The 24809-nt window shown below is 61.8% G+C and carries 24 protein-coding genes and 1 pseudogene; 15 read left to right on the top strand and 10 right to left on the bottom strand.

The window, feature by feature from the left end; genetic code table 11:
- Positions 1 to 42: 42 nt before the first annotated feature.
- A complete protein-coding gene (argH, locus tag NN484_RS05705; protein WP_274658714.1) occupies positions 43 to 1437 on the bottom strand; it encodes an argininosuccinate lyase in 1395 nt (464 codons plus the stop codon).
- Between the two features lie 335 nt (positions 1438 to 1772).
- Here argH and NN484_RS27290 point away from each other — a divergent pair.
- The 8 genes and pseudogenes from NN484_RS27290 to rsd form a co-directional block, all read left to right on the top strand.
- Positions 1773 to 1913, top strand: a pseudogene (locus tag NN484_RS27290) (sensor histidine kinase); the annotation flags it as partial.
- On the top strand, positions 1910 to 2656 hold the full coding sequence (locus NN484_RS05700) for a LytR/AlgR family response regulator transcription factor (RefSeq protein WP_215500573.1): 747 nt from the start codon (positions 1910 to 1912) through the stop codon (positions 2654 to 2656). The pseudogene NN484_RS27290 and the gene NN484_RS05700, both read left to right, overlap by 4 nt.
- Before the next feature lie 138 nt (positions 2657 to 2794).
- Positions 2795 to 3736, top strand: coding sequence for a hydroxymethylbilane synthase (hemC, locus tag NN484_RS05695; RefSeq protein WP_274658713.1), 942 nt, complete (start codon positions 2795 to 2797; stop codon positions 3734 to 3736).
- A complete protein-coding gene (locus NN484_RS05690) occupies positions 3733 to 4500 on the top strand; it encodes a uroporphyrinogen-III synthase (protein WP_274658712.1) in 768 nt (255 codons plus the stop codon). The genes hemC and NN484_RS05690 overlap by 4 nt, the downstream gene beginning before the upstream one ends.
- A gap of 16 nt (positions 4501 to 4516) precedes the next feature.
- Positions 4517 to 5659, top strand: coding sequence for a uroporphyrinogen-III C-methyltransferase (locus NN484_RS05685; RefSeq protein ID WP_274658711.1), 1143 nt, complete (start codon positions 4517 to 4519; stop codon positions 5657 to 5659).
- Entirely contained in the window at positions 5656 to 6894 is a 1239-nt protein-coding gene (locus NN484_RS05680) for a heme biosynthesis protein HemY (RefSeq protein WP_274658710.1), read from the top strand. The genes NN484_RS05685 and NN484_RS05680 overlap by 4 nt, the downstream gene beginning before the upstream one ends.
- A gap of 218 nt (positions 6895 to 7112) precedes the next feature.
- Positions 7113 to 7664: a disulfide bond formation protein B gene (locus NN484_RS05675; RefSeq protein WP_274658709.1), complete on the top strand. Its 552-nt coding sequence runs from the start codon at positions 7113 to 7115 to the stop codon at positions 7662 to 7664.
- A gap of 185 nt (positions 7665 to 7849) precedes the next feature.
- Positions 7850 to 8308: a sigma D regulator gene (gene rsd, locus NN484_RS05670; RefSeq protein ID WP_274658708.1), complete on the top strand. Its 459-nt coding sequence runs from the start codon at positions 7850 to 7852 to the stop codon at positions 8306 to 8308.
- Positions 8309 to 8385: 77 nt separating this feature from the next.
- Here the strand turns inward: rsd and NN484_RS05665 are convergent, their stop codons facing one another.
- Complete coding sequence (locus tag NN484_RS05665) at positions 8386 to 9051, bottom strand: FKBP-type peptidyl-prolyl cis-trans isomerase (protein ID WP_215500578.1); 666 nt, start codon at positions 9049 to 9051, stop codon at positions 8386 to 8388.
- Positions 9052 to 9243: 192 nt separating this feature from the next.
- On the opposite strand from NN484_RS05665, the gene NN484_RS05660 reads away from it, so the two are divergent.
- Complete coding sequence (locus NN484_RS05660; RefSeq protein ID WP_274658707.1) at positions 9244 to 10353, top strand: AlgP family protein; 1110 nt, start codon at positions 9244 to 9246, stop codon at positions 10351 to 10353.
- Here NN484_RS05660 and NN484_RS05655 read toward each other — a convergent pair.
- Positions 10350 to 10814, bottom strand: a complete 465-nt coding sequence (locus NN484_RS05655; RefSeq protein WP_274658706.1) for a TIGR02444 family protein — start codon at positions 10812 to 10814, stop codon at positions 10350 to 10352. The two genes, NN484_RS05660 and NN484_RS05655, sit on opposite strands and share 4 nt — an antisense overlap.
- A 50-nt stretch (positions 10815 to 10864) precedes the next feature.
- Between NN484_RS05655 and NN484_RS05650 the strand changes: the two genes are divergently transcribed.
- From NN484_RS05650 to rhtB, 3 genes are all read left to right on the top strand, one after another.
- Positions 10865 to 12775 (top strand): ATP-binding cassette domain-containing protein, encoded by a 1911-nt coding sequence (locus NN484_RS05650; RefSeq protein ID WP_003229372.1) that lies wholly within the window; start codon positions 10865 to 10867, stop codon positions 12773 to 12775.
- Positions 12775 to 13356: a mechanosensitive ion channel family protein gene (locus NN484_RS05645; protein ID WP_215500581.1), complete on the top strand. Its 582-nt coding sequence runs from the start codon at positions 12775 to 12777 to the stop codon at positions 13354 to 13356. Before NN484_RS05650 ends, NN484_RS05645 begins: the two co-directional genes overlap by 1 nt.
- A 236-nt stretch (positions 13357 to 13592) precedes the next feature.
- Positions 13593 to 14225: a homoserine/homoserine lactone efflux protein gene (rhtB, locus tag NN484_RS05640; RefSeq protein WP_215500582.1), complete on the top strand. Its 633-nt coding sequence runs from the start codon at positions 13593 to 13595 to the stop codon at positions 14223 to 14225.
- A gap of 189 nt (positions 14226 to 14414) precedes the next feature.
- Here rhtB and NN484_RS05635 read toward each other — a convergent pair whose 3' ends face one another.
- The 5 genes from NN484_RS05635 to NN484_RS05615 form a co-directional block, all read right to left on the bottom strand.
- Positions 14415 to 15158 carry a penicillin-binding protein activator LpoB gene (locus tag NN484_RS05635; protein ID WP_215500583.1) on the bottom strand — a complete coding sequence of 248 codons (744 nt, stop codon included), beginning with the start codon at positions 15156 to 15158 and terminating at the stop codon, positions 14415 to 14417.
- Between the two features lie 3 nt (positions 15159 to 15161).
- A complete protein-coding gene (gene lpoB / locus NN484_RS05630; protein WP_127648035.1) occupies positions 15162 to 15749 on the bottom strand; it encodes a penicillin-binding protein activator LpoB in 588 nt (195 codons plus the stop codon).
- 36 nt (positions 15750 to 15785) lie between these two features.
- Positions 15786 to 16160, bottom strand: coding sequence for a YcfL family putative periplasmic lipoprotein (locus tag NN484_RS05625; RefSeq protein WP_025113270.1), 375 nt, complete (start codon positions 16158 to 16160; stop codon positions 15786 to 15788).
- 15 nt (positions 16161 to 16175) lie between these two features.
- Complete coding sequence (locus NN484_RS05620; RefSeq protein ID WP_274658705.1) at positions 16176 to 17570, bottom strand: COG3014 family protein; 1395 nt, start codon at positions 17568 to 17570, stop codon at positions 16176 to 16178.
- Between the two features lie 239 nt (positions 17571 to 17809).
- Positions 17810 to 19189, bottom strand: coding sequence for a COG3014 family protein (locus tag NN484_RS05615; RefSeq protein ID WP_274658704.1), 1380 nt, complete (start codon positions 19187 to 19189; stop codon positions 17810 to 17812).
- Positions 19190 to 19496: 307 nt separating this feature from the next.
- Between NN484_RS05615 and NN484_RS05610 the strand changes: the two genes are divergently transcribed.
- Positions 19497 to 21395 (top strand): FTR1 family protein, encoded by a 1899-nt coding sequence (locus NN484_RS05610; protein WP_274658703.1) that lies wholly within the window; start codon positions 19497 to 19499, stop codon positions 21393 to 21395.
- 110 nt (positions 21396 to 21505) lie between these two features.
- Positions 21506 to 21961 carry a YaiI/YqxD family protein gene (locus NN484_RS05605; RefSeq protein ID WP_127648032.1) on the top strand — a complete coding sequence of 152 codons (456 nt, stop codon included), beginning with the start codon at positions 21506 to 21508 and terminating at the stop codon, positions 21959 to 21961.
- Positions 21962 to 22078: 117 nt separating this feature from the next.
- On the opposite strand, the gene elbB is transcribed toward NN484_RS05605, so the two are convergent.
- Positions 22079 to 22747 carry an isoprenoid biosynthesis glyoxalase ElbB gene (gene elbB / locus NN484_RS05600; protein WP_127648031.1) on the bottom strand — a complete coding sequence of 223 codons (669 nt, stop codon included), beginning with the start codon at positions 22745 to 22747 and terminating at the stop codon, positions 22079 to 22081.
- Between the two features lie 114 nt (positions 22748 to 22861).
- Between elbB and NN484_RS05595 the strand changes: the two genes are divergently transcribed.
- Positions 22862 to 24097: a sterol desaturase family protein gene (locus tag NN484_RS05595; protein ID WP_274658702.1), complete on the top strand. Its 1236-nt coding sequence runs from the start codon at positions 22862 to 22864 to the stop codon at positions 24095 to 24097.
- On the opposite strand, the gene NN484_RS05590 is transcribed toward NN484_RS05595, so the two are convergent.
- A complete protein-coding gene (locus tag NN484_RS05590) occupies positions 24078 to 24728 on the bottom strand; it encodes a DedA family protein (protein WP_127648029.1) in 651 nt (216 codons plus the stop codon). The genes NN484_RS05595 and NN484_RS05590 overlap by 20 nt on opposite strands.
- Between the last annotated feature and the right edge of the window lie 81 nt (positions 24729 to 24809).

The following is a 24809-nucleotide window of genomic DNA, read 5'->3' as shown; positions in this document are numbered from 1 at the left end:
ATTCCAATGTGGGAGTGAGCTTGCTCGCGAAGCTTTTAGCTTTTAGCGGCTGGCCAGCAGCGCCTGACCGCGTACCACGGCAGCCTTGACCTGCGCTGGCGCAGTCCCGCCGATGTGGTCACGTGCGTTCACCGAACCTTCCAGGGTCAGCACGGCGAACACGTCCTGCTCGATCTGATCGCTGAACTTGCGCAGTTCTTCCAGGCTCATCTCGGCCAGATCCTTGCCAGTGTCGACGCCGTACTTCACCGCATGGCCAACGATTTCGTGGCAGTCACGGAACGGCAGGCCACGGCGTACCAGGTAGTCCGCCAGGTCAGTGGCAGTGGAGAAACCACGCAGTGCCGCTTCACGCATGATCGCGTGCTTCGGCTTGATCGCCGGGATCATGTCAGCAAAGGCGCGCAGCGAATCGCGCAGGGTGTCGGCGGCGTCGAACAGCGGTTCCTTGTCTTCCTGGTTGTCCTTGTTGTAGGCCAACGGCTGGCCCTTCATCAGGGTCAGCAGGCCCATCAATGCACCGAATACACGGCCGGTCTTGCCGCGCACCAGCTCTGGCACGTCGGGGTTTTTCTTTTGCGGCATGATCGAGCTGCCGGTGCAGAAGCGGTCCGGCAGATCGATGAACTGGAACTGCGCGCTGGTCCACAACACCAGCTCTTCGGAGAAGCGCGACAGGTGCATCATCGCGATGCTCGCGGCGGAGCAGAACTCGATGGCGAAGTCGCGATCGGAAACGTTGTCCAGCGAGTTACCACCCACGGCGTCGAAGCCCAGCAGTTGCGCGGTGTGTTCGCGATCGATCGGGTAGGTGGTGCCGGCCAGCGCGGCGCTGCCCAATGGCATGCGGTTGGTGCGCTTGCGGCAGTCGACCAGGCGCTCGTAGTCGCGGCTGAGCATTTCGAACCAGGCCAGCATGTGATGCCCGAAGGTCACTGGCTGCGCAGTCTGCAAGTGCGTGAAGCCCGGCATGATGCTCGCGGCTTCGCGCTCGGCCTGCTCCAGCAAGCCTTTTTGCAGGCGGGTGATCTCGGCCAGGATCAGGTCGATCTCGTCACGCAGCCACAGGCGGATGTCGGTGGCAACCTGGTCGTTGCGGCTGCGCCCGGTGTGCAGTTTCTTGCCGGTAATGCCAATGCGGTCGGTCAGGCGCGCTTCGATGTTCATGTGCACGTCTTCGAGGTCGACGCGCCAGTCGAACTGGCCGGCCTCGATTTCGCTCTGGATGGTCTTCAGGCCATCGGTGATGCTGTCGCGCTCGGCATCCGTCAGCACGCCGACCTTGGCCAGCATGGTGGCGTGGGCGATCGAGCCCATGATGTCGTGGCGATACAGGCGCTGGTCGAAAGTGACGGAGGCGGTGAAGCGGGCGACGAAGGCGTCGACGGGTTCACTGAAGCGGCCGCCCCAGGACTGATTGGTCTTGTCAGTGCTCATGAATTCGCTCGTATCGGCTTGGAGAAAGAAGGCGTGAAACGCTGGAGCGGATAATAACAGGGTTGCCAATCCTGTCGCTGACACCGGTCGATACGTTTTTTTCTCATCTGCTCGTTCATAGTCGGCGCTGTCTGCGGGGGATTTGCGCAAGGATATTTTTCGATTGAGCAATATCGGCCCGGCAAGCGTCTACAGTTGGACATAAGGGTCGGCGCGACTGCGGATCGCACAAAGGTCCGGACGCTGACTATAAGAAGAGGGGGTGGGTGGATTTGTCCTTTGGCAAACCCCGTGAAAAACGCAGGAAACAGCGGGCTTTGAGCAGTACGACCCGGACACTGGCAAATATTGCTGGCCGACGTACGGCACTTTTTGGCGCTCGGGCTAGTCTTAGCGTGGATCGCGGTGACGGACGTCACTTCACCTGTCTACGCTATCCTTGTGCGAGACTCACGCAGGAATCCAGCGCAATATGAATGTCCTGATCGTTGATGACGAACCACTGGCTCGCGAGCGCCTAAGCCGAATGGTAAGCGAGCTCGAGGGTTACACAGTCCTGGAGCCCAGCGCCACGAATGGCGAAGAGGCGTTGGCGCTGATCGACAGCCACAAGCCGGATATCGTGCTGCTCGATGTCCGCATGCCAGGCCTCGATGGCCTGCAGGTGGCTGCCCGTCTGTGCGAACGCGAAACGCCACCGGCCGTGGTGTTTTGCACCGGCCCCGATGAATTTGCCGTGGAAGCCCTGCAGGCCAGCGCCGTGGGCTATGTGGTGAAACCCGTGCGAACCGAACATCTGCATGACGCCCTGAAACGGGCTGAACGTCCCAACCGGGCCCAACTCTCGGCCCTGACCCGTCCTGCTGCCGAAAGCGGCAACGGCCCGCGCAGTCATATCAGCGCCCGTACCCGCAAAGGCATCGAGCTGATCCCGCTGGATCAGGTGGTCTACTTCATTGCCGATCACAAGTACGTGACCTTGCGCCATGAGAACGGCGAAGTGCTGCTGGACGAGCCGCTCAAGGCTCTTGAAGACGAATTCGGCGAGCGCTTCGTGCGCATCCACCGCAACGCGCTGGTCGCCCGTGACCGCATCGAGCGTCTGCAACGCACACCACTGGGTCACTTCCAGCTGTTCCTCAAAGGCCTGAACGGCGATGCCTTGATCGTCAGCCGCCGGCATGTGGCGGGTGTGCGCAAAATGATGCAGGGCTTGTAACCCGGTCATTCCGGGCGGTTCTGGCGTCTTTTTACCAGGCATTGCCGGCCAGGGAGGCCACGCCGTTTCTGATTCAAGTCAAAGTGGATTTGGCTGAGCTGTTATTATCCGCCGTATCTATTCAGTACGGATTGATCCATGTCCTCTCGCGAAATCCGCATCGCCACCCGTAAAAGTGCGCTGGCCCTCTGGCAGGCCGAATACGTCAAAGCCCGTCTGGAAGCGGCCCACCCCGGGCTGCTGGTGACGCTGGTGCCCATGGTCAGTCGCGGCGACAAACTGCTCGACTCGCCGCTGTCGAAAATCGGCGGCAAGGGTCTGTTCGTCAAGGAGCTGGAAACCGCGCTGCTGGAAAACGAAGCCGACATCGCCGTGCACTCGATGAAAGACGTGCCGATGGACTTCCCCGAAGGTCTGGGCCTGTTCTGCATTTGCGAGCGTGAAGACCCGCGCGATGCTTTCGTTTCCAACACCTACGCCAGCCTTGATGCGTTGCCCGCCGGTGCCATCGTCGGCACCTCCAGCCTGCGTCGTCAGGCGCAGCTGCTGACTCGTCGCCCGGATCTGGAAATCCGTTTCCTGCGCGGCAACGTCAATACCCGTCTGGCCAAACTCGATGCCGGCGAGTACGACGCGATCATTCTTGCGGCGGCCGGTCTGATCCGTCTCGGTTTCGAAGACCGCATCACCTCCGCCATCAGCGTCGACGACAGCCTGCCGGCCGGTGGCCAGGGCGCCGTCGGCATCGAATGCCGCAGCGCCGACACGCAGATCCATGCCTTGCTCGCACCGCTGCATCACGCCGATACCGCGGCGCGGGTCAGTGCTGAACGTGCCCTCAATAAACATCTGAATGGCGGCTGCCAGGTGCCGATCGCCTGCTACGCCGTGCTCGAAGGCGAGCAGTTGTGGCTGCGTGGCCTGGTCGGCGAGCCGAGCGGTGGCAAGCTGCTCAGCGCCGAAGCTCGCGCACCACGCGCCGAGGCCGAAGCGCTGGGTGTGAAGGTCGCTGAAGACCTGCTCAGCCAGGGTGCCGATGACATTCTCAAAGCGGTCTATGGCGAGGCAGGTCACGAGTGACCGGCTGGCGCCTGCTGCTGACGCGCCCTGCGGACGACTGTGCGGCGCTGGCCGAGGTGTTGGCTGGAGAAGGTTTTTTCAGCAGTTGCCTGCCGCTTCTGGACATCGCACCGCTGCCGGTCTCTGACAAAATACGTCAGGCGATGAGGCAGCTGTCGCACTGCAGCGCCGTGATCGTGGTCAGCAAACCGGCGGCGCGAATTGCTGTCGACCTGCTCGCTGCCTTTGGCCTGCAATCGTTGTCGATGCCGTGGTTCAGCGTCGGCGCGGCGACTGCGCAGATTCTTCGCGATCACGGGCTGGACGTGCACTTCCCGGCCACCGGCGATGACAGTGAAGCCTTGCTGCAATTGCCGCGTTTGCGCGAAGCCGGCGCCCGACCCGGCGCACAGGTCTGGATCCTGCGCGGGGAGGGTGGCCGCGAGCTGCTCGCCGAGCGTCTGCGCGAGCTTGGTGCTAGTGTCGAGTATCTGGAGTTGTATCGGCGTGACCTGCCGGCCTACCCGCCGCACGAGCTGGCGCAGCGGATTGCAGCGGAACGCTTGAACGGGCTGGTGGTCAGCAGTGGACAGGGTTTCGAGCACCTGCGCCAAATGGCCGGCGATGCCTGGCCTGCAATTGCGCAGTTGCCGTTGTTTGTTCCAAGCCCAAGGGTCGCCGAGCTGGCACGTGCCGCCGGGGCCAAAACAGTTGTGGATTGCCGCGGCGCGAGTGCCGCGGCTTTGCTGACGGCGTTACGGGAGCATCCCGTGCCCGTTCTCTAATGCAAAGGATGGATACGTGAGCGAAACAGCCTTGCCTAAAGATGACGTCCAACCTGTGATTGATGCCCAGGTTGAAACTCCACCGCCGGCCAAAGAGCCGCGCCGAGGCAACGGACTGGCCATTGTCGCCCTGTTGCTCGGCGCTGCCGGCGTGGCGATTGGTGGCTGGGGTGTCTGGCAGGTACGTCACCTGCAGACCAACACCGCACAACAGTCGGGCCAGGTGCAGGCGTTGAATGATCAGGCGCAGAGTCTCAAACTCAACGAACAGCGCCTGACCGAGCGCCTCGCGCAGTTGCCGGGTGCCGACGAGCTTGCCGATCGCCAGCGTCTGGTGACGCAACTGCAGGGTGATCAGCAGCGCCTCAACCAACGCCTGGAAACCGTCCTCGGCGCCAGCCGCAAGGACTGGCGCCTGGCCGAGGCCGAACATCTGCTGCGTCTGGCCAGTCTGCGTCTGTCGGCCTTGCAAGACATCAGCAGCGCCCAGGCGCTGGTACAGGGGGCTGACGAAATCCTCCGTGAACAGAATGATCCGGGATCGTTCGCCGCCCGCGAGCAAGTGGCGAAAACCCTGGTCGCCCTGCGCAGCACTGAGCAGCCGGATCGCACCGGGCTGTTCCTGCGCATTGGCGCGCTGCGCGATCAGGTCATCGAACTCACCGAACTGGCGCCGGAGTACAAGGATCGCGGCGAATCGCTGCTGGGTCTGACCGCTGACGGCGATGGCGCCAGCCGCTGGGCGCAGTGGTGGGATCAGGTGTCGCGCTACATCCGTATCGATTTCAACGCCGACAAGCATGTGAAGCCACTGCTGGCCGGGCAAAGTCTGAGCCAGGTGCGGCTGGCCCTGAGCCTGGCGCTGGAGCAGGCCCAGTGGGCTGCGCTCAATGGTCAGGCGCCGGTCTACACCCAGGCACTGACCGAAGCGCGGGACGTGCTCAAGGGCAATTTCAACCCGGACAATCCGCAGAGCAGAATCATGCTCGAGCAGGTCGCCGAGTTGAGCCAGCAACCGGTCACCGTCAAGACGCCGGATCTGACCGGCACGCTGAGTGCGGTGCAGGCGTATCTGGAGCGACGTAACGTCAACGCTGAAGAGTCGGTCAAACCGTTCGCCAAACCTGCCGCCAACACCGCGCAGGAGACCAAGCCATGAAACGCCTGTATGTGATCGTGTTTCTGGTGATTGCCGCGACGGCGGCATTGGGCCTGGCGATAGCCGAGCATTCCGGGTACGTGTTGATTGCCTACAAGAGCTTCCGCTACGAGTCGAGCCTGTGGGCCACGCTGGCGCTGGTTGCGGTGTTGTGGCTGCTGATCTGGGGCGTCAAGGCGCTGGTCGAACTGGTCATGACCTCCAGTGGCGTGGTCAATCCCTGGTCGCGACGTAACCGCAGCCGTCGGGTGCAGGTGGCGATCGAACACGGTCAGCTGGATCTGGCCGAAGGTCGCTGGGCCAGCGCGCAACGGCATCTGTATCGCGCCGCCGAAGCCGAGCGCCAACCGCTGCTGTATTACCTCGGGGCTGCACGCGCAGCCAACGAACAGGGCAAGTACGAGGAGTGCGATCACTTGCTCGAACGTGCGCTGGAGCGCCAGCCGCAGGCCGAACTGGCGATTGCCTTGAGTCACGCGCAACTGCAGACCGATCGCGGTGACACCGATGGCGCACTGGTGACGCTGCAGGCGATGCACGAGCGGCACCCGCACAACGTGCAGACCTTGCGTCAGTTGCAGCGTTTGCATCAGCAGCGCGGTGACTGGTCGGCGGTCATCCGCCTGTTGCCGGAGCTGCGCAAGGACAAGGCTCTGCCAGCCGCTGAGCTGGCTGAACTCGAGCGTCGTGCCTGGGGCAACAACCTGTCGCTGGCGGCACACCGCGACGAGGACGGCAAAGTCGGTTTGCAATCGCTCAGTCGTGCCTGGGAGCAGTTGAGCGCCGCGCAACGCCAGGAGCCGGCGCTGGTGCTGGCGTATGCCGAGCAACTGCGTCAGCTGGGCGCTCAGGTCGAAGCCGAGGAAGTGCTGCGCAGCGCCCTCAAGCGCAAGTACGACAGCCACCTGGCGCGTCTGTATGGTCTGGTGCGCGGCAGCGATCCGGCGCGTCAGTTGCAGACCGCCGAAGGCTGGCTCAAGGAGCATCCGGGTGACCCGAGCCTGTTGCTGACTTTGGGTCGTCTATGCCTGCAAGCCAGCCTGTGGGGCAAGGCGCGGGATTATCTGGAGAGCAGTCTGCGGGTGCAGCGCAATCCGGAAGCCTGCGCAGAGCTGGCACGTCTGCTTGCGCAACTGGGCGACACCGAGCGCAGCAATCAGTTGTTCCAGGAAGGTCTTGGACTGCTGGATGAGCGCCTTCTGGCTGCGCCATTGCCGGTGCCGGTTCACGCTTGAAATCACGAGGGAGGACGCTCCCTCGTTAACCCCCAGCGAGCGAATAATTACCTTTACTTGGCGTCCTGGGCGAAGTCCTACAACGGACTACACCTATTCCTCTCGCATCTGTCGGGTTTTCCCTACACTCCTGTTGAACTGTCGGCAGGGACCTGCCTTGAAAGGCTGACAAGCTTTCCTCTACCGTAACTGCCTGTCTCTACTGTTACGGAAAAGCCATGTCGTTGGCCTGTTCACGCTCCTTGTTTTTCACGGCTTTCACTGCAGGGGCCCTGGCCCTGGGAGCTTCCTATTACCTCGAATACGCAGTCGGGCTGACGCCCTGCAGCCTGTGCCTGGCGCAACGGTTCTTCATGGCGTTGCTGACGGCTTGTTGCGGGTTGGCGGCGATCCATGGCCCGCGGCGTGTCGGTCTGTCGCTCTACTGGATGATCGCGCTTTGCGTCAGCCTGGGCGGGACCACCGCAGCCTGGCGGCAGGTGTTGTTGCAGAGCGATCCGCTGTTGCAAATGGCTAACTGTGCCCCCGATTCCGAAGCGCTGTTCAGCAATCTGCCGTGGCTGTGTGCGACGGTGCGCATGTTTAAAGGCAGCGCCGATTGCGCGGAAATCTCCTGGACGCTGTTCGATCTGAGTATCCCGGAGTGGAGTCTGCTGTTCTTTGTCGCGATGTCGATCCTTGCGGTGTACCAATTGCTGCGGCTGGTCTGGAGCGCTCTGCAGCGACCGCTCAGCGGCGAAGCGTCGCACCGCACGCTGGTCAGGGATTAAACACTTGTATGAACTTTATCTCCTGCGTACCTTGAAGCCATAGGCGTGCGGGCATAATCTGGCCCGCACGTGTCATTGGATTTATGTTGCTCGATGACGCTCTGCCCGGTCGGCCTCCAAGCATAAAAGCCAAAAGAGGGGCGCGGGTGTAGAGCAGCATGACCCACAAGGGAAGAGAGATCGCCATGCTCGAAAGTTGTCAGAATGCTCAGGAACGCTGGGGTGGAGTTCATCTGCTGATCGACCGCTGGTTGCAAGAGCGTGAAGAACTGATCGGCGCCTACGACAAGCTCGGTGCGCAACCTGAGGCGCTGTCCGAGAGCCGCAAGCCCTTGCAGGAATTCTGCGGTGTGCTGGTCGATTACGTCTCCGCCGGGCACTTCGAAATCTACGAACAGCTGACGGGCGAAGCCAAGGCGTTCGGTGACACGCGCGGTCTGGAACTGGCCGAAACGCTTTACCCGCGCATCGACGTCATCACCGAGAAACTGCTGGCGTTCAACGATCTGTGCGACGAGGGCAAATGCGTCGTCGAGAAGTTCAAGGAACTGGGCGGCCTGCTGCACGAGCGCTTCGAACTGGAAGACTGCCTGATTGAAGTGCTGCACACGGCACACAAGGAAGAAGACACCGCTCAAGCCTGATTGGTTTTTCGCAGGCACAAAAAACGCGATGCGCCGGAAGCGCACCGCGTTTTTTTATGCCCGCGAATCGGGACCGATCAGCTCGTTGCGCCGCGCAACTCGACTTCAAACACCAGCGGCGTAAACGGCGCAATCAGGTCGCCCGCACCGTCGGCGCCGTAGGCCTGATCCGATGGAATCACCAGTCGCCACTTGGCCCCCACCGGCATGTTCTGCAACGCGGTACGCCAGCCGGCAATCACGCTGTCGAGGCTGAACCATTGCGGCTGAGTGTTCTGATCGAACACCGTGCCATCCGGCAAACGACCGACATACAGCACCTGGACTTTTCCATCCGGGCCGGCCTTGGCACCGTTGCCCGGAGTCAGCTCGGTCAGCAGGATGCCGTCGGCCAGTTCCTTCACGCCCGGCCTGGCTTTTTCGGTGGTAAGAAAACGCTGCTCGTTTTCCATCGCCGCGTCGCTCGAAGGCAGGGTTGAATGTTCGGCGTTTTGCGATTCATGATCGGCCAGGATCTGCTCGATCCGCGCTTCGCTCAGTGCCAGTGGCTTGCCTTGGTAGGCCTGCTGCAAACCTTCGACCAGTGCCTGGATCTGCAATTGCGGCACCTCCTGGCGCAGCCGTTCACCGAGGCTGGCACCCAGGCTGTAGGCCAGATCATGAGCGTCGTTCGCGGTGGTTTTTTCGTCGGCGTGGGCGGCGGAAAAAATCATGCAGAGGGATAAAAAAAGGTAGCGCGACATGGGCACTCTCCGTCCTGAGATGCGGGCGATTATGCCAGCGCGAACGTCTGCAACGGTGAACTGCTTTTGTCTTCGTGCAGAACATTTTCACTTCGTTGCAACGCAACGGTTTCGTTACTGTCAAGATGACCTAGCGGCGGTAGCAGCAGAGGTCTAGTATGAGCCGCACTCACGTCAGCCAGGAGGTAAACCATGTCGGCCACCAAGAAGCCTGTAAACACTCCGTTGCACTTACTCCAACAACTCTCGGGCAGCTTGCTCGAGCATTTGGAAAACGCTTGCTCCCAAGCCTTGGCTGATGCTGAAAAACTGCTCGCCAAACTGGAAAAGCAACGCGGCAAGGCACAAGAAAAACTGCACAAGTCCCGCACCAAATTGCAGGACGCAGCCACTGCCGGTAAAGCCAAGGCACAGAACAAGGCCAAGGCTGCCGTCAAAGAACTTGAAGACCTGCTCGATGCGCTGAAGGACCGTCAGTCCGACACCCGCAGCTACATTCTGCAACTCAAGCGCGATGCTCAGGAAAGCCTGAAACTGGCCCAGGGTGTCGGTCGCGTGCAAGAGGCCGCCGGCAAGGCGCTGACCTCCCGCGCAGCCAAACCTGCAGCAGCGCCTGCGAAGAAAGCGGCAGCCAAACCGGCTGCGACGAAAGCCCCGGCGAAAACCGCCGCTGCCAAACCAGCGGCCAGGCCAGCAGCCAAGGCTCCGGCTAAAGCCGCGGCCAAACCTGCTGCAAAAACCGCGGTGAAAAAACCTGCTGCGGCGAGCACTGCAAAACCTGCCGCGCGTACTGCCGCCGCCAAACCGGCTGCTGCAAAACCGGCCGCCAAGCCCGCCGCAAAACCTGCTGCGCGCAAGGCTGCTCCGGCAAAAACCGCCGCGGCTAAACCTGCTGCGAAAGTGGCGGTAAAACCGGCTGCCAAACCTGCGGCCAAGACTGCTGCGGCAAAACCAGCCAAGCCTGCGGCCAAACCGGTTGCGGCCAAACCGGCTGCCAAACCAGTGGCGAAGCCTGCTGCTAAAGTCGCTGCCAAACCTGCTGCGGCCAAACCGACAACCGCTGCTGCCAAACCAGTAGCCGCCAAGCCAGCCGCCAAGCCTGCCGTGAAACCGGCTGCCAAACCTGCCGCGAAAAAACCGGTCGCTGCCAAACCAGCTGCCGCCAAACCGGCGACCGCGCCTGTCGCCAAGCCAGCCGCTCCAGCGCCGGCCGCTGCACCGGCATCTACCTCGACCACCACGACTGCGCCAACGCCAGCCGCTGCGTCGAGCGTCACCAGCAACCCGACCAGCGCTTCCTAAGTGCCGGTTGCCGCGACGCGCAGCACTTGCAGCGCGTCGCGGTTCGGGCTGGCGGCCGTTCCCGCCAGACACTCAAGCCATTCTTTCGAGGCTGATGCATCCTGCAACGGCCAGTCCTGAGCGACTTGTTCCAGTTGCCACAGCAGATGCCGTTCGGCTTCCAGCTCCAGTGCTTTCATCTGTTCACGCAGGCCCTTGAGCACCGGATCTTCCTCGGCCAGGGTTTTCCATTGAGTGCGCAACGCACGCAGTGGCTGCACCACCTCACTGTCCCAAGGCCCCACCAGCGTTTTCAGCTGCTCTACGCGCTGTTCGTCGCAGGCCACCTCGCGTTGTTCCAGCCATAGACCGCAGAGCAACAGGCACACATTGGCCCCTGCCGTTTGCAGTTGCAGGCAGGCATGTTCCACACCCGGTCGGGCGTAGGTGGCAAGGGAAAAGCTCCACAGGTCAGAGGACATCGTGCTACTCGCGCCAGTTGTGAGCGAAGCTGGTAGACTCCGCCGCCATTATGATCCGACTTCAGAACCTGACTTTACAGCGTGGCCCGCAACGTCTGCTAGAAGACGCCGAGCTGACCCTGCACGCCGGCCACAAAGCCGGCCTCATCGGTGCCAACGGCGCCGGCAAATCCAGCCTGTTCGCCTTGTTGCGCGGCGAGTTGCACCCGGACTCGGGCGATTGCCTGCTGCCGGCCGACTGGCGGATCGCGCACATGCGCCAGGAGGTCGACACGCTCGAACGCCTGGCGGTCGACTATGTGCTCGATGGCGACCTGCGTCTACGCGAAGTGCAACGTGACCTCGCCGCCGCCGAAGCGGCCCACGATGGCACGGCTCTGGCGCGTCTGCACGCCGAACTCGACAGCGCCGACGGCTATACCGCCGATGCACGTGCGCGCAAGTTGCTGGCCGGTCTCGGTTTCACTAATGAGCAGATGGATCGTCAGGTAGGAGATTTCTCCGGTGGCTGGCGGATGCGTCTGAACCTGGCGCAGGCCTTGATGTGTCCGTCGGACCTGTTGTTGCTCGACGAACCGACCAACCACCTGGACCTCGACGCGATCATCTGGCTCGAAGAGTGGCTGAAAAGCTACCCGGGCACCTTGCTGCTGATTTCCCACGACCGCGACTTCCTCGATGAAGTGGTCGATCACGTGGCCCACGTCGATCAGCGCAAACTGACCCTGTACCGGGGCGGCTACACCGCGTTCGAACGCGCGCGTGCCGAACGTCTGGCCCAGCAGCAACAGGCTTACGAGAAGCAGCAGGCGCAACGGGCGCACATGGAAAGCTACATCGCTCGCTTCAAGGCTCAGGCCACCAAGGCCCGTCAGGCGCAGAGCCGGATCAAGGCGCTGGAGCGTATGGAAGAGCTGTCGGCGGCCCACGTCGATTCGCCGTTCGATTTCGTGTTCCGCGAATCGACCAAGATCTCCAGCCCGCTGATCGATCTGTCCGATGCGCGTCTGGGTTATGGCGATAAAACCATCCTGGAGAAGGTCAAGCTGCAGCTGACCCCGGGTGCGCGGATCGGCCTGCTCGGGCCGAACGGCGCCGGTAAGTCGACCCTGATCAAGAACCTCGCCGGTGAGCTTGAGCCGCTGGCCGGGCGCCTGACCCGTGGCGAAAACACCGTAGTCGGCTACTTCGCCCAGCATCAGCTCGATTCGCTCGACGCCAAGGCCAGCCCGCTGCTGCACCTGCAGCGTCTGGCGCCGACCGAGCGCGAGCAGACACTGCGCGACTTCCTCGGCGGTTTCGACTTCCGTGGTGCACGTATCGATGAACCGGTGCTGAATTTCTCCGGTGGCGAGAAGGCACGTCTGGCCCTGGCGTTGATCGCCTGGGAGCGGCCGAACCTGTTGCTGCTCGACGAACCGACCAACCACCTCGACCTGGAAATGCGCCTGGCGTTGACCATGGCTCTGCAGGAATTCAGCGGCGCGGTCCTGGTGGTGTCTCACGATCGGCATTTGCTCAAGAGCACCACCGACAACTTCTATCTGGTCGCTGACGGCAAGGTCGAAGAGTTCGATGGCGACCTCGAAGACTACGCCCGCTGGCTGGTGGAATACCGTCAGCGCAACGCCCCGGTCAGCAACACCCCGGTCAACCCGGACAAGACCGACAAGAAGGCCCAGCGTCAGGCCGCCGCTGCGTTGCGTCAGCAACTGGCACCGCACAAGCGTGAAGCCGACAAGCTCGAAGCCGAGCTGGGCAAGCTCCACGAGAAACTGGCCAAGGTTGATGCCAGCCTCGGTGACAGCGACATCTACGAGCCGGCGCGCAAGAATGAGCTGCGTGATCTGCTGGCCGAACAGGCCAAACTGAAGGTGCGCGAAGCCGAGCTGGAAGAGGCCTGGATGGAAGCGCTGGAAACCCTGGAAAGCATGCAGGCGGAGCTGGAGGCACTGTCCTGATGGACGCGTTCAAGCTGCCATTGCCGGCGGTGTGGGTCGAGCCGATCTGGCTCGGCGTACAGATTCTGCTGATCCTGCTGGCCGGTTATCTCACCCAGCGTTTTGTCGCCAAAGGCCTGACCCGTCTGGGTGATCGCTACCCGTTCCCGCCGCAGTTGCTGATGCCGCTGCGTGGCGGTCTGCGCTGGCTGATCATGGGCAGTGCACTGATCTTTGTGCTGGAGCGCCTCGGGGTCTCGGCCACGGTGTTGTGGACCGCGCTGTCGGGTTTCGTCGCGGTGGCGGCGGTGGCGTTCTTCGCGATGTGGAGTGTGCTGTCGAACCTGCTCTGCGCGATTCTGATCTTCACCGTCGGCCCGTTCCGTCTGGGGGATGTGGTCGAGCTGGTGGACACCACCGACAAACCTGGCGTCAAAGGCCGGGTGGTGGCGATCAATCTGCTCTACACCACGTTGATCGAGGCTGAGGAACTGGGTACCGGCAGCGCCATGGTGCAAGTGCCGAACAGCCTGTTCTTCCAGCGCTCGGTGCGGCGCTGGCGCGGCAACGATGTGTTTCCTTCCAGCGGTTTCGAAAAGTAGATTTCCCGGGCGTCTGATCTGACGCCTTCGCGAGCAGGCTCGCTCCCACAATGGATCTTCAGTGCTCGCAAATTTTGTGTCCACAGAGGATCAACTGTGTGCGAGCCTGCTCGCGAAGGGGGCGTTGGCCCGCAAATACGGGGTTGCGTCCGCAACGTCCTACAAAAAAACAATAGTCATCCGCCTGAAAGCACATTAATTTGGATGTTTGGTACCAGTCCGAGTCGAGGTGTGCGATGGAGCTACAAACATGGCTGGCGTTTTTCGCCGCCTGCTGGGTGATCAGTCTGTCCCCGGGCGCCGGCGCCATTGCGTCGATGTCCAGCGGTTTGCAATACGGTTTCTGGCGCGGCTACTGGAACGCGCTGGGCCTGCAAGTCGGCCTGGCGGTACAGATTGCGATTGTCGGCGCCGGTGTTGGCGCGATTCTCACGGCGTCGGCCACCGCGTTCTATGCGATCAAGTGGTTTGGTGTGGCCTACCTAGTCTATCTGGCGGTCAAGCAATGGCGTGCGCTGCCCATGGACATGAGCGATGACGCCGCGGTACGGCCGATCGGCAGGCCGCTGGCACTGGTGTTCCGTGGCTTTCTGGTGAACATCAGCAACCCCAAGGCCCTGGTGTTCATGCTGGCGGTGCTGCCGCAGTTCATCAATCCGCATGCACCGCTGCTGATGCAGTACCTGGTGATCGGCGTGACCATGATCTGCGTTGATCTGATCGTCATGGCTGGCTACACCGGCCTGGCATCGAAGGTGCTGCGCCTGTTGCGCACGCCGAAGCAGCAGAAGCGCATGAACCGTACGTTTGCCGGGCTGTTCATCGGTGCGGCGGCGTTCATGGCGACGTTGCGTAAAGCGGTGGTGTAACGCCTGCGGGCGCAAAAAAGGCGACCTGATGAGGTCGCCTTTTTCGTTTCTGACGATACATATGGGATACATCCAACTGTGGCGAGGGAGCTTGCTCCCGCTGGGCTGCGAAGCGGCCCCAAAAAGCTTGTGAGCGCTGCGCACTCAAGCGGGAGCAAGCTCCCTCGCCACAGGTAACGCATCCGCAAATCAGTGCAAAATCACCGGCGCAGTATCACGCGGCAGGTTGTTGCGCTGCTGCGGCTCACGCGGCTGCTCGTAACCGCCACCACCGAGCTGTTGGCTCAGTTGCCCGGCGACGTCCTCGCCCAGAGCCTTGGACACCTCACGCACCACCCGAGGGCGGTTCAGCGAGATCTTGATGTCGCGGCCGTTCACCAGTTTGGTGTCCTGCGCCTCACCCATCGCCGTGAAGGCCGAGGTGATCTCGTAGGTCTTGGTGTTGATCAGGCTGAAATCCGCCACCAGCGTCAGGCCCAGCACTGCCGAATAGCTGTCGGTGTGCGCCAGCTCGTTCATGTCCTGGGTGAAGTCGATGTCCGACACGGTGCCGAACAGCACATAGTCGGCGCCCTTGAAGTTGCCGGCCTTGATGCGTTTGATCACGTCATAGACGTCACCTTTGGACGACGCGGTGTACGGCGTGCCCTGCACCAGCTGGAACATGCCGGTACGCAGGATTTCACCCTTGATGTCGCCAGTGAATTTACGCAGCTCACCCTGTTCGATGTAGCTGGTGGTCGCTTCCAGCTCGTTATAGCTCGAAGAGCCGCTGGAGCTGTAGTAACCCTCGCGGTAATTGTTCTGCGCCGAAACGATGTGGATGTATTGCTCCACACGTTCCTGATACGCCAGATCCGTCACCGCGACTTTCGGGGCCGCTTGCACGCTGAACACGCAAGCCAGGGCCATCATGCCAATCCATGCGCGCATTGATTAACGCTCCGTGGTTTTGCGGATCTCTTTTTCGTCCATCCACTCGGCCAGACCGCTTTCGACGTCGATCAGTTGCAGGCTGAATTTGTAGAAGACGTCCTTGTAGTCGCTGCTGCGCTTGACGATCGAGCTGATCGAACCTTCCAGACGGTATTTGGCGGCGATCATGTTTCCGGTCTTGGCCACGGTGCTCTTCTTGTACAGGCCACTCTGGTTTTGCAGCTTGAGCTGATCAACCTGGCTCTGCATCGCGGTGTTGTCGCTGGCGAAGCGGGCGGTGCCAGACTTCATCAGCTGGGTCTTGATGCTGGTGGTGATCTCACGAGTGTCGATGTACTCGCTGGTCTTGTTCTTCACGTCGTAGACCTGCACCACCGGGCGGCCCTGCAGGATGCCGGACTGGGCCAGGGAGCGGGTCATCGACTCGGCGATCATTTGCAGGTCGGTCGAACCGAATTCGTTGGTCACGGTTTCAACCGCTTTGGTGTCGCCGTAGCTGATGTTCTTGCTGCCCAGAGTCGGTGAAGTGTTGGCGCAACCGGCAGCCAGCAGGGCGAGGACAGCGATCAAGGAAAAGCGTGCAAACATGGGAATGCTCTCTAAAACAGGAATAGGGTGGCGGGCTTAAGGCGTCTTGAGTTCCAGGCGGAAGTCCACGGCTTTCGGGGTCGGGGCGATGCCCTGGATGAAGCTGGTCTGGGCGCCGTACATCATCTGGCTTTTCCAGACTTCCTCCTCGGCGATCGGGAAACCTTCCGGACCGAGCCAGGCGAAGCGGTAGTAGAACGTCTTGTTGCTGTTGAGGGTGTTGGTCAACTGCACATTGACGGTCATGAAGCCGTTCTCGCGGGCCACGCGCATGGCGCCGACCGCGATGTGTTTCTGCGGGCCCATGGCCACGACCTTGCTCGCGGCGCTGCCCGGCTCCGGCGGTGGCGGGGTGGCGCAGCCGCTGGCCAGGACGGCGAGGGCGGCAACGGCGATGAGTTTGAAGCGCATGCAAAGACTCCGTTCTTAAGGTTGTTTGAGGCTGGCGACGTTAGTCGCGCCGGCGCTCGGGATGACGTGGGCGGCGACGCCCGCAGCGAACACCTGGTTGCCCACGGCGCGCAGGCTGATCACCTGGTAACGCTGATCGACGGTGACCTTGACCACCGAACCGCCGACGGCGCTCGGCAGACTGACTTGGTACTCGCCTTTCTTCAAGCGCAGACGCACCACTTGGGTGTTGTCCGGCAGGGTACGCCACGTACGGGTATCGGCACCTTCCAGCACAGCTGAAGAGATACCCACGGCCAGACCGGCCAGCGGATTGGTTTCGTTGATCTTTTTCTGCGCCACGCCTTTGGTGATTGCGCGCACGGTGGTGCGCACGATGATCCCCGGCATGTCATCGCGCAGGGCGCGGCGCGACATGGCGGTGGTGCTGTTGAGAGCAGTCAGGTTGACTTGCTGGCCATCGACACCAATCTGCGCGAACGGCGCGGTGGAGGTGTCAGGCTTGATGATCGGGAACGACAGCGGGGTGATCACCACGTTGTTGGAAATCGGCAAGGGCAGCGGTACGCGGATCGAGTCACGCGATGGCGCCAGACCGCTTTGCACCACGATCAGGATATCGCTGTCGTCGGACTTGCTCGGCTTGTCGAGATTGACCAGCGCCTGTTCCAGCAGCGGGGTGTTCGGCCGCAGTTCGGCGGCCTTGCGGTAACCTGGTGCAGCCAGATCCTTCTCCCCCAGGGCTTCGTAGACGAAGCCGGCCAGGTAGTGGCTGAACGCACTCTGGTAGCTGTTTTTCAGGCTGACCACTTCCGGCGCATCAAGGCTGGCGACCGGATAACCCTGCAGATCCTTGTACTGGGTCTTGATCCCTTCTTTCTCGGCCTCTTCCTCGCTCTTGAGGTATTCCTTGTCGCGCAGGTCGGCGATCACCGCTTCACGTTCATGCGTCCTCTTGATCGCGGTGCGGGCGCCGTCGAAGTCATTGACTGCCAGCAGGTTGAGGGCCATCTGCGTGGTCAGCATGACTTTTTCATAGTCGTAGCCTTCGTAGCGACGGACCTTGTCGTTGACGATGAAGCTGCCGAACTGGGCCAGGTATTTGCCGGAGTCGAGCTTGACCGCGTCTTCCCACTGACCGACTACCTGATCGGCGCTGGTCCAGGCGTTCTGGCTACCGGACAGGTCGCCCTTGGCGCGCAGCAACTCACCTTTCTCGAAGTAATAGAGCAGGTCTTTGTCCGGGCCGGTGTTGTTCTTTTCCAGCAGGGTCAGTGCGGCGTCGACGTTGCCGGTAGCCAGTTGCTGATTGGTCTGGGCCAGTTCCGAATCGTAGTTGCGAAACGCTGAACAACCGGACAGCAGAGTGACGGCGCTGAGCGCGATCAAGGTGGGGGCGCGGAATGCCATGGGGGTACTTCTTCCCTGAGCTTGAAACAGCAGCAGCCACCTGTGCCGGTCGGGCTGATATGACCCATCGGCAGTGGCGCTGGCCTCCTGCCAATTCCTCATAACCAGAGGAGCTTTTATGCCGCATCGCGATAGCGCGGGCGCGGCATTATAAGCGGGCGATGCTGGCCATGTAATAGCTTTTTAATCGCACTTGTTAGTTTGGTGCCACCATTCTAAGCATATCAATCGTCCTGCGTTCATGGCGTTTCAGGCAGGACCAGTGCGGAACCCACGAAATAGTTTTTGCCCATGAACACCCGCAGGTTGAACACTTGGTGATTCTGATCGACGCGTACCGTGAACCCGTCTTCTGCACGAAAATACGGAAAGCGCACGCGGTGCAGGCCTTTTTTCAGGCGCAGACGGGCGACCAGGGTTTTATCCGGCAGTGTGCGCCAGGTTCGTGTGTCAGCCTCTTCGAAAGGATCGTGATCGGTCACCACCAGCGACACCTTGGACGGATCGCGTTCGTTCTTTTGCGCCTGGCTGATGGCGGCCATGTTGGCGCGGAACATGGCACGGGAGATGATCGCCGGCATGTCATCGCGCAGGGTGCGCATGGCCATGTCCGTGACGCTGTTGATCATCGTCAGCGGGTATTGTTTACCATCGACGAGCACACTCGGAACCGGAGGTGTGAGAGTGTCGGGCACCATCACCGGGAACGAAATCGGGGCGATAATCGTCAGGTTTTCGTTCAGCCGCACCGGGATCGGCACTTGCACCGAACTGCGTGCCGGTGCGAAGCCGACCTGGACCACGATCAGAATCTCGCTTTCATCGCCTGCCGGCCCGGGTTTGTCCAGATTGCGAAGAGCGTTTTCGAGAAACCGCAGGCCCGGGCGCAACTCGATCGCCTGTCGATAGCCGGGTGCCGCGAGCGTACGCTCGCCCAAGGCTTCGTAGGTGAAGCCAGCCAGATAATGACTGAACGCACTCTGGTAGCCATTCTTCAGTGCGATGACTTGCGGAGCGTCGAGGATGGTCACCGGATAGCCCTGCAAATCTTTGTAATGCAGCGTGATCCCTTGGCTTTTGGCTTGCTCTTCAGCTTCTTCGTATTGCCTTTCGCGCTGGCGGGCGATCAGGGTTTCGCGCTCGTGGGTTTTCTTGATGTCGGCGCGGGCCCCGTCGAAATCGCTTTCTGCCAGTTGGTTGAGGGCCATCTCGGTGGTCAGCATGACTTTTTCGTGGTCGTAGCCTTCGTAACGCTGCAGCTTGTCGTTGACCAGCATGGTGCCCATTTCATTGCCGAAACGGGTCAGCAACTTCATGCCTGCGGAGGGCACGGCTTCTTCGCGCTGAAAAATCATCCGGTCAGCACTGCGCCAGGCTTCCTGGCTTTTTGGCAGGTTGGTGCCGGCGCTGAGAATCGCGCCGCGCTCCAGGTAATACAGCAGATCCTTGTCTTCCCAGGGATTGTGCAGCTCCATCAGATAGAGCGCTTCGTTGAGATTGCCCTGCGCCATCTGATCGATGGTCTGCTGCATTTCCTGATCGTAATTGCGGTAGGCGGCGCACCCGCTCAGTTGCACGATGACGCTGAGCAGCAGGCAGAACGGCAGACAATGGCGCATGGAGACGGGTTCTTCCTTGAACGGCAAAAGCACGGAGGTGACGCATTATAAGGGCGCTTTGCTGCTGCCGGGTGGGCAAGGATTGCCCCGCGCTGGCAGTGGGACGGGCCCACGAAAGCCCGGTGGTGTGCTGCGCATCAGCGGGCCATTCGCGCTGAAGGTACGGGTATTTGTCGACTTCATGGCTGAGCACTCCCGCAAGGTGCCGCTGCCATTGCGCTAAAGCGGTTGTACGTCGACAAAGCTTGAGCGAAAGGCGTTGGAAGTGAACAATATGTAACTTCGCATTTCCATTTGAGACTCATTCATGACTGCCTCGTCCCGATTCCTGGCCTGGCTGGTGTTCCCGTTGTTTGCCCTGAGCAGTTTCAACCTGCTGGCCGACACCGTGGAAGGCGCCCCGCAGGCGCTGCACCTGCTCGATTACATCAGCGCCGACTACCCGCCGACGGTCGCGGCGGGCAAGGTCGTCGACGACGGCGAATACCGCGAGCAACTGGAATTCACCCAGGTGCTGCAAGGCCTGATCGCTGGTATGCCGGCCAAGCCGGAGAAGGCGGCGCTGGAGCAGGGCGTCGTGGCTCTGCACGCCGCCATCAGCGCGAAACAGGACGGCGCCGAAGTCGCCCGTCAGGCCCGGCAACTGGGGGCGAAACTGGCGGTGGCGTATGAAGTCAGCCAGGCACCGATCATTACGCCGGATCCGACCCGGGGTGCGCCGCTGTATGCGCAGAACTGCTCGGTATGCCACGGTGAAGCGGGGGCCGGTGACGGTCCGGCGGGGCTCGGCATGGCGCCGGCCCCGGCCAATCTGCGTGATGCCGCACGGATGGACCACCTGAGTCTGTACGCGATCTACAGCACTCTCGGTCAGGGCGTCGAAGGCACCGACATGCCGGCCTTCGCTGATCAACTGGACGACCGTCAGCGCTGGGACCTGGCGACCTACATCGCCGGTTTCAGTGCCGACCCGGCAGCGGCCAAGTCCGACAAGACCTACAACATCGCCGATCTGGCCCGCCAGACCCCGGCCGAAGTGCAGGTTGCCGAAGGCGCGCAAGTCGCCGCAACCTTCCGTGCCCAGCGCGCGCAGCCGCCGCAGGTCAAACGTGGCCCGGCGCAGTTGCTCGATTACACCGCCGCCACGCTGGACAAGAGCCTGGCTGCGTATCGCGACGGTGATCGCGATCAGGCCTATGACCTGTCGGTGGCGGCGTATCTGGAAGGCTTCGAGCTGGTCGAGAGCTCGCTGGATAACGTCGATGCCAACGTGCGCAAGGACACCGAAAAATCGCTGATGGCCTACCGTCAGTCGTTGCAGGACGGTCTGCCGGTGGCGCAGGCCGAGCAGCGTCTGGACGCGGCCAAGGGCAAATTGAAAGCCTCCGCCGAACTGCTCGGCAGCGATGGCCTGAGCTGGTCGCTGAGTTTCATTTCCGGCCTGCTGATTCTGCTGCGCGAAGGCCTGGAAGCGATTCTGGTGCTGGCGGCGATTCTCGCGTTCCTGCGTAACACTGGCCAGCAGTCTGCGGTGCGCAGCGTCAACATCGGTTGGGGCCTGGCGCTGGTGGCCGGTCTCGGTACCTGGGCGCTGGCGGCGTATGTGATCGACGTCAGTGGCTCGCAGCGTGAACTGCTTGAAGGCGCGACGGCGCTGTTTGCCAGTGTCATGGTGCTGTGGCTCGGCGTGTGGATGCACGACCGACGCCACGCGGCGGCCTGGCAGGATTACATCAAGCAGAGTCTGGTGGGCGGCGGCGGGCGTTTCGGCTTCGCGATCCTGGCGTTCTTCTCGGTGTATCGCGAGCTGTTCGAAGTGATCCTGTTCTACGAAACCCTGTGGCTGCAGGCAGGCCCGGCCGGGCATGACGCGGTGCTGGCCGGTGGCGCCACGGCGCTGGTGCTGCTGGTCGGTCTGGCCTGGGTGATCCTGCGCGGCTCGGCGAAACTGCCGCTGGCGCTGTTCTTCAGCATCAACGCCGGTCTGCTGTGTGCGTTGTCGGTGGTGTTTGCCGGGCATGGCGTGAAGGCGTTGCAGGAAGCCGGGATCTTCGGCACGCGGCCGGTGGCGTTCTTCGACTTCGACTGGCTGGGCATCCATGCCGACGCCTATTCGCTGACGGCGCAGGCGGTGGCGATTCTGGCGATTGTTGTGTTGTACGGGCGTAGCCGGATGGCCGAGAGAAAGCGGGTGACGGCTGCCTGATCGGGTTATCGTTAAAAGATCGCAGCCTTCGGCAGCTCCTACAGGGGTGCGTTATATACCTGTAGGAGCTGCCGAAGGCTGCGATCTTTTGCTTTTAAGAGGTTATCAAGATGCGTGTATGGATCGATGCCGATGCCTGCCCCCGGGCCGCCAAGGATCTGGTGGTGAAGTTCGCCCTCAAGCGCAGGTTCGAGGTGGTGCTGGTGGCGGGGCAGCCGCAGATCAAGCCGGGGCTGGCGATCGTTAAACTGATCGTGGTACCCAGCGGCCCGGATGCGGCAGACGATTATCTGGTCGAGCACGCGGTGCCGGGGGAACTGGTGATCTGCAGCGACATCCCGCTGGCCGATCGTCTGGTGAAGAAGGGCGTGGCGGCGCTGGACCCGCGAGGCAAGGAGTTCGACGCGCAGAACATGGGCGAACGGCTGGCGGTGCGCAATCTGTTCACCGACCTGCGCGAGCAGGGCCAGATCAGCGGCGGCCCGGCGCCGTTCGGCGAGCGCGAGAAACAGGCGTTTGCCAATGCGCTGGACCGCATTCTCACCCGGTTGACCCGCAAACCCTGAGACAAACAAAGATCCCTTGTAGGAGTGAGCCTGCTCGCGATAGCGATAGAACATTCAACAAAACTGTTGCCTGTACCGCCGCCATCGCGAGCAGGCTCACTCCTACATTAGAACGCGTCAGGCATCGTTCTCGTGGGTCAATTCCAGAACGCGGTCGACCAGCTTGTTGATCCCGGAAGCCGCCTCACTGATGTTCTGCGCCAGCATGTAAGCCGGGGTGGTCACCAGTTTGCGTGCCTTGTCTTCGATGATGTCGCTCACCGCGCAGTCTTCGTGGGTGGCGCCCATCTTGTTCATGGCGGTCGCGGTGTCGGTGTCGTTGCCGATGGTGCAGGTCACGCCCGGGCCGTAGATCTTCGCCGCCAGCGCCGGCGAGATGCACATCAGGCCTACCGGTTTGCCCGCTTCGGCAAACGCTTCCGCCAAGGCCAGCACTTCAGGCTGCACCGTGCAGCCGGCGCCTTCGACGGCAAAGTTCGAGAGGTTTTTCGCCGCGCCAAAGCCGCCGGGCACGATCAGCGCGTCGAAATCTTCGACGTCGGCCTCGCGGAGATCCTTGATGTTGCCGCGGGCAATGCGCGCCGACTCCACCAGGACATTGCGCGTTTCGGGCATTTCTTCGCCGGTCAGGTGATTGATCACATGCAATTGCGCGATGTTCGGGGCGAAGCACTGCACCTGCGCGCCGCGTTGATCCAGGCGCAGCAGGGTGATGACGCTCTCGTGGATCTCGGCGCCGTCGTACACGCCGCTGCCGGACAGGATCACTGCAACTTTTTTGCTCATGGTTTTCTCTCCAGATTCATGGCGCTAAATGTCCACTAATTTGTCGTGCGTTGCCATAGGGGGATTGGGCGTCTACACCTAGGATCTGTCCATAGAATCCGACCGGGGCGCGCCATGGACTTCATTCTGTATGCAGTGCCGTTTTTCTTCGTGCTGATCGCCGCCGAACTGCTCGCCGACCGCTGGCGCGGGGTCAGCCACTATCGCCTCGCCGACTCGGTGAACAGCCTCAGCGCCGGGGTGTTGTCGACCACCACCGGGCTGCTGACCAAGGGTGTGGGGCTGCTGACCTATGCGTTTGCCCTGGAGCACCTGGCGCTGCTCAGGCTGCCGGCGGACAGTATTTGGGTCTGGGTGTTGGCCTTTGTGTTCTATGACTTCTGCTATTACTGGCTGCATCGTATGGGCCACGAGCGCAACATCCTCTGGGCCGCGCATTCGGTGCATCACCAGAGCGAGGAATACAACCTCTCCACCGCGTTGCGCCAGACCAGTACCGGGTTTCTGCTGGGCTGGATCTTCTACCTGCCGATGGCGGTGCTCGGGGTACCGCTGCCAGTGTTCGTCAGCGTCGCGGCGATGAATCTGCTGTATCAGTTCTGGGTCCACACCCGGCACATTCCCAGGCTTGGCTGGTTCGAGTGGTTCTTTGTCACGCCATCCAATCATCGGGCCCACCATGCACAGAACGCTCTCTACATGGATCGCAACTACGGCGGGGTGTTCATTCTTTGGGATCGGCTGTTCGGTACATTCCAGGAAGAGGACGACAACGAACCGGTGATTTTCGGCGTGACCACGCCGCTGGAGAGCTGGAATCCGCTGTGGGCCAATGTGCAGTTCTATGCGCAGTTGTGGAATGACGCGCGCCGCGCCGAAAGCCCGTGGGACAAGTTGCGGATCTGGTTCATGCGCACGGGTTGGCGACCGGTAGACGTGGCGGCGAAGTACCCGCTGAACAAGCCGGATCTGAGCCGCTTTCGCAAGTTCGAGGTGCCGCTCGACAGCCGTCGACAGGGGTACGTGGCGCTGCAGTTCTGCGTCTATATCGCGCTGGGCAGTTACCTGATGGGCGAGGCGCAGCATCTGCCGATCACCGCGCTGCTGCTGGGCTGGGGCGCCGTGGCGTGGGGATTGTTTGTGTTGGGCGTGGCCCTGGAGAATCGCCCGTGGGCGATGAGGGTGGAGCTGCTGCGGCTGGCGTCGAATCTGCCGCTGGTGTGGTTGGCGCCACCGCTCGGGCTATGGCCGGCCAGCCCGTTGGCCTGGGCTGGCCTGCTCGGTTACAGCCTGCTCAGTGGCATCGGGCTGTATGGCTGTCGCCAGCGCGTTACTCGGCTGGCTTCTTAGGTTCGGCGAGGCTGGCTTGTTCTGCTTGAAGCAGATGGGCGGCTTTTGCGGCTTGCTCGTCGGCATACACCTGCCTGGCCAGTCGCGCATTCTTGAACCGGCGACGCAGCCACAAGCCGACACCCAGCACCAGCAGCGCGCCGAGCACCCACAGTTCGTACTTCTTGATGCTGCCGAGCATGCCTTCGAGCACTGCACCAAAATGGTAGGCGGCGGCTGCCAGGGCCGTGGCCCAGATCGCCGCACCGATGCCGTTCAGCAGCAGATAACGCCCCGGCGGGTAGCCCGACAGGCCGATCGCCACCGGCATCACCGTGCGCAGGCCATAAACGAAGCGGAAGCTCAGGACCCAGATATCCGGATGCTTGCGGATGTGTTCCAGCGCGCGGTCGCCCATCATCTGCCAGCGCGGTTTGCGCGCCAGCAATTTGCGCCCGTGCTTGCGCCCCAGGAAGTACCACAGCTGATCGCCGGCATAACTGCCGAAGAACGCCACGACCACCACCAGGTTGATATCCATGTATCCACGGAACGCGAGGAAGCCCGCGAGCACCAGGATGGTTTCGCCTTCGAAGAACGTGCCGAGAAACAAGGCAAAGTAGCCGAAGTCATGCAGAAATTGTTGGAGCATTGTCTGGGTGCTGGCGAAATGAACGCGCAGCCTAACCCTTCGGACACATTCAGGAAAGTGTCCAAATGTGTCTCGACGTGA

Origin of the sequence: Pseudomonas serboccidentalis, assembly GCF_028830055.1 — a bacterium.
GTDB classification, from domain to species: Bacteria; Pseudomonadota; Gammaproteobacteria; order Pseudomonadales; family Pseudomonadaceae; genus Aquipseudomonas; species Aquipseudomonas serboccidentalis.
The sequence above is the reverse complement of the archived record's forward strand: the minus strand, read 5'-3'. Positions and strand labels throughout refer to the sequence as shown.

Bases quoted from the DNA above. Each gene is read 5' to 3' on its own strand.
- argH (WP_274658714.1), bottom strand. From the start codon at position 1,437: ATGAGCACTGACAAGACCAATCAGTCCTGGGGCGGCCGCTTCAGTGAA.
- NN484_RS05635 (WP_215500583.1), bottom strand. From the start codon at position 15,158: ATGCGCGCATGGATTGGCATGATGGCCCTGGCTTGCGTGTTCAGCGTG.
- NN484_RS05650 (WP_003229372.1), top strand. From the start codon at position 10,865: ATGATCCGACTTCAGAACCTGACTTTACAGCGTGGCCCGCAACGTCTG.
- NN484_RS05605 (WP_127648032.1), top strand. From the start codon at position 21,506: ATGCGTGTATGGATCGATGCCGATGCCTGCCCCCGGGCCGCCAAGGAT.
- elbB (WP_127648031.1), bottom strand. From the start codon at position 22,747: ATGAGCAAAAAAGTTGCAGTGATCCTGTCCGGCAGCGGCGTGTACGAC.
- NN484_RS05665 (WP_215500578.1), bottom strand. From the start codon at position 9,051: ATGTCGCGCTACCTTTTTTTATCCCTCTGCATGATTTTTTCCGCCGCC.
- NN484_RS05680 (WP_274658710.1), top strand. From the start codon at position 5,656: ATGAAACGCCTGTATGTGATCGTGTTTCTGGTGATTGCCGCGACGGCG.
- NN484_RS05590 (WP_127648029.1), bottom strand. From the start codon at position 24,728: ATGCTCCAACAATTTCTGCATGACTTCGGCTACTTTGCCTTGTTTCTC.
- NN484_RS05700 (WP_215500573.1), top strand. From the start codon at position 1,910: ATGAATGTCCTGATCGTTGATGACGAACCACTGGCTCGCGAGCGCCTA.
- hemC (WP_274658713.1), top strand. From the start codon at position 2,795: ATGTCCTCTCGCGAAATCCGCATCGCCACCCGTAAAAGTGCGCTGGCC.
- NN484_RS05625 (WP_025113270.1), bottom strand. From the start codon at position 16,160: ATGCGCTTCAAACTCATCGCCGTTGCCGCCCTCGCCGTCCTGGCCAGC.
- NN484_RS05610 (WP_274658703.1), top strand. From the start codon at position 19,497: ATGACTGCCTCGTCCCGATTCCTGGCCTGGCTGGTGTTCCCGTTGTTT.
- NN484_RS05660 (WP_274658707.1), top strand. From the start codon at position 9,244: ATGTCGGCCACCAAGAAGCCTGTAAACACTCCGTTGCACTTACTCCAA.
- NN484_RS05645 (WP_215500581.1), top strand. From the start codon at position 12,775: ATGGACGCGTTCAAGCTGCCATTGCCGGCGGTGTGGGTCGAGCCGATC.
- NN484_RS05595 (WP_274658702.1), top strand. From the start codon at position 22,862: ATGGACTTCATTCTGTATGCAGTGCCGTTTTTCTTCGTGCTGATCGCC.
- NN484_RS05675 (WP_274658709.1), top strand. From the start codon at position 7,113: ATGTCGTTGGCCTGTTCACGCTCCTTGTTTTTCACGGCTTTCACTGCA.
- NN484_RS05655 (WP_274658706.1), bottom strand. From the start codon at position 10,814: ATGTCCTCTGACCTGTGGAGCTTTTCCCTTGCCACCTACGCCCGACCG.
- rsd (WP_274658708.1), top strand. From the start codon at position 7,850: ATGCTCGAAAGTTGTCAGAATGCTCAGGAACGCTGGGGTGGAGTTCAT.
- lpoB (WP_127648035.1), bottom strand. From the start codon at position 15,749: ATGTTTGCACGCTTTTCCTTGATCGCTGTCCTCGCCCTGCTGGCTGCC.
- rhtB (WP_215500582.1), top strand. From the start codon at position 13,593: ATGGAGCTACAAACATGGCTGGCGTTTTTCGCCGCCTGCTGGGTGATC.
- NN484_RS05615 (WP_274658704.1), bottom strand. From the start codon at position 19,189: ATGCGCCATTGTCTGCCGTTCTGCCTGCTGCTCAGCGTCATCGTGCAA.
- NN484_RS05620 (WP_274658705.1), bottom strand. From the start codon at position 17,570: ATGGCATTCCGCGCCCCCACCTTGATCGCGCTCAGCGCCGTCACTCTG.